The sequence below is a fragment of the Oleiphilus sp. HI0066 genome, assembly GCF_001635725.1.
In genome coordinates, this window is the sequence record NZ_LWFH01000990.1 from 1 (window position 1) to 322 (window position 322).

1 rRNA gene is annotated in these 322 nt (G+C 46.9%); it reads right to left on the reverse strand.

The features are described 5' to 3' along the window. Nucleotides 1-185 precede the first annotated feature (185 nt). Nucleotides 186-300 (reverse strand): 5S ribosomal RNA (gene rrf / locus A3738_RS11135). Nucleotides 301-322: the final 22 nt, after the last annotated feature.

Here is a 322-nt window from a genome sequence, read left to right on the forward strand (position 1 = left end):
AAACGCACTACTAAAAGCCGGCATGCTTAGTGCTGATCATCGCTTAAACCTGGATATAACTGCCAACGCAAGCATTATCTATTTGATTCGTTCAATATACTGCTAGATGGTTGGGTCTCCACGAAACCTATGGGCACGCAATAAAAAACCCCAGCAGTATGTACTGCTGGGGTTTCGTATTAGAAGCCTGACGATGACCTACTCTCACATGGGACCTCCCACACTACCATCGGCGATGAACCGTTTCACTTCTGAGTTCGGGATGGGATCAGGTGGTTCCAGTTCTCTATGGTCGTCAGGCAAAACTCTGGTTGAAGTAACT